This window comes from Streptococcus oralis (genome assembly GCF_026782375.1).
Classification (GTDB): domain Bacteria; phylum Bacillota; class Bacilli; order Lactobacillales; family Streptococcaceae; genus Streptococcus; species Streptococcus oralis_CL.
Window position 1 is genome coordinate 1 of the sequence record NZ_JAKUWJ010000005.1, and the last position, 2,500, is coordinate 2,500.

Consider the following 2,500-nt stretch of genomic DNA (forward strand, 5'->3'; position numbering starts at 1 on the left):
GTTGCTTGGGCCTATTCACTGCGGCTGACCTAAAGTCAGCACCCCTTCTCCCGAAGTTACGGGGTCATTTTGCCGAGTTCCTTAACGAGAGTTCTCTCGCTCACCTGAGGCTACTCGCCTCGACTACCTGTGTCGGTTTGCGGTACGGGTAGAGTATGTTTAAACGCTAGAAGCTTTTCTTGGCAGTGTGACGTCACTAACTTCGCTACTAAACTTCGCTCCCCATCACAGCTCAGTGTTATAGATATAAGCATTTGACTCATATCACACCTCACTGCTTAGACAGACACTTCCAATCGTCTGCTTTAGTTAGCCTACTGCGTCCCTCCATCACTACATACTCTAGTACAGGAATATCAACCTGTTGTCCATCGGATACACCTTTCGGTCTCTCCTTAGGTCCCGACTAACCCAGGGCGGACGAGCCTTCCCCTGGAAACCTTAGTCTTACGGTGGACAGGATTCTCACCTGTCTTTCGCTACTCATACCGGCATTCTCACTTCTATGCGTTCCAGCACTCCTCACGGTATACCTTCTTCACACATAGAACGCTCTCCTACCATACCTATAAAGGTATCCACAGCTTCGGTAAATTGTTTTAGCCCCGGTACATTTTCGGCGCAGGGTCACTCGACTAGTGAGCTATTACGCACTCTTTGAATGAATAGCTGCTTCTAAGCTAACATCCTAGTTGTCTGTGCAACCCCACATCCTTTTCCACTTAACAATTATTTTGGGACCTTAGCTGGTGGTCTGGGCTGTTTCCCTTTCGACTACGGATCTTAGCACTCGCAGTCTGACTGCCGACCATAATTCTTTGGCATTCGGAGTTTATCTGAGATTGGTAATCCGGGATGGACCCCTCACCCAAACAGTGCTCTACCTCCAAGAATCTTTATGTCGACGCTAGCCCTAAAGCTATTTCGGAGAGAACCAGCTATCTCCAAGTTCGTTTGGAATTTCTCCGCTACCCACAAGTCATCCAAGCACTTTTCAACGTGCCCTGGTTCGGTCCTCCAGTGCGTCTTACCGCACCTTCAACCTGCTCATGGGTAGGTCACATGGTTTCGGGTCTACGACATGATACTAAGGCGCCCTATTCAGACTCGGTTTCCCTGCGGCTCCGTCTCTTCAACTTAACCTCGCATCATATCGTAACTCGCCGGTTCATTCTACAAAAGGCACGCTCTCACCCATTAACGGGCTCGAACTTGTTGTAGGCACACGGTTTCAGGTTCTATTTCACTCCCCTCCCGGGGTGCTTTTCACCTTTCCCTCACGGTACTGGTTCACTATCGGTCACTAGGGAGTATTTAGGGTTGGGAGATGGTCCTCCCAGATTCCGACGGGATTTCACGTGTCCCGCCGTACTCAGGATACTGCTAGGTACAAAGACTATTTTAAATACGAGGCTATTACTCTCTTTGGCTGATCTTCCCAAATCATTCTTCTATAATCTTTGAGTCCACATTGCAGTCCTACAACCCCGAAGAGTAAACTCTTCGGTTTGCCCTCCTGCCGTTTCGCTCGCCGCTACTAAGGCAATCGCTTTTGCTTTCTCTTCCTGCAGCTACTTAGATGTTTCAGTTCACTGCGTCTTCCTCCTCACATCCTTAACAGATATGGGTAACAGGTAGTACCTGTTGGGTTCCCCCATTCGGAAATCCCTGGATCATCGCTTACTTACAGCTACCCAAGGCATATCGTCGTTTGTCACGTCCTTCTTCGGCTCCTAGTGCCAAGGCATCCACCGTGCGCCCTTATTAACTTAACCTTATTTTTTGACCTTTCAGTCATAAACTCTTTTAATACTACAGCGTTTCGGTTTATTTTCTTGTTACTATTTGATATAGATATTCAATTTTCAATGTGCATTACTTGGTGATCTCTCACCAATGGAGCCTAGCGGGATCGAACCGCTGACCTCCTGCGTGCAAAGCAGGCGCTCTCCCAGCTGAGCTAAGGCCCCACAAGACCTCTCAAGACTAAACAAGACCAATGTGCAGTTCCTTATCCTTAGAAAGGAGGTGATCCAGCCGCACCTTCCGATACGGCTACCTTGTTACGACTTCACCCCAATCATCTATCCCACCTTAGGCGGCTGGCTCCTAAAAGGTTACCTCACCGACTTCGGGTGTTACAAACTCTCGTGGTGTGACGGGCGGTGTGTACAAGGCCCGGGAACGTATTCACCGCGGCGTGCTGATCCGCGATTACTAGCGATTCCGACTTCATGTAGGCGAGTTGCAGCCTACAATCCGAACTGAGACTGGCTTTAAGAGATTAGCTTGCCGTCACCGGCTTGCGACTCGTTGTACCAGCCATTGTAGCACGTGTGTAGCCCAGGTCATAAGGGGCATGATGATTTGACGTCATCCCCACCTTCCTCCGGTTTATTACCGGCAGTCTCGCTAGAGTGCCCAACTGAATGATGGCAACTAACAATAGGGGTTGCGCTCGTTGCGGGACTTAACCCAACATCTCACGACACGAGCTGAC

1 tRNA gene and 2 rRNA genes (1 of these 3 cut by a window edge) are annotated in these 2,500 nt (G+C 49.4%); all 3 read right to left on the reverse strand.

The features are described from left to right. Positions 1-1,775: ribosomal RNA gene (locus tag MK409_RS08535) — 23S ribosomal RNA — on the reverse strand; the annotation flags it as partial. A 122-nt stretch (positions 1,776-1,897) separates the two neighbouring features. Continuing rightward, positions 1,898-1,970: transfer RNA gene (locus tag MK409_RS08540), tRNA-Ala, on the reverse strand. A 51-nt stretch (positions 1,971-2,021) separates the two neighbouring features. Further along, a 16S ribosomal RNA gene (locus tag MK409_RS08545) occupies positions 2,022-2,500 on the reverse strand; it runs 1,068 nt beyond the window's last position.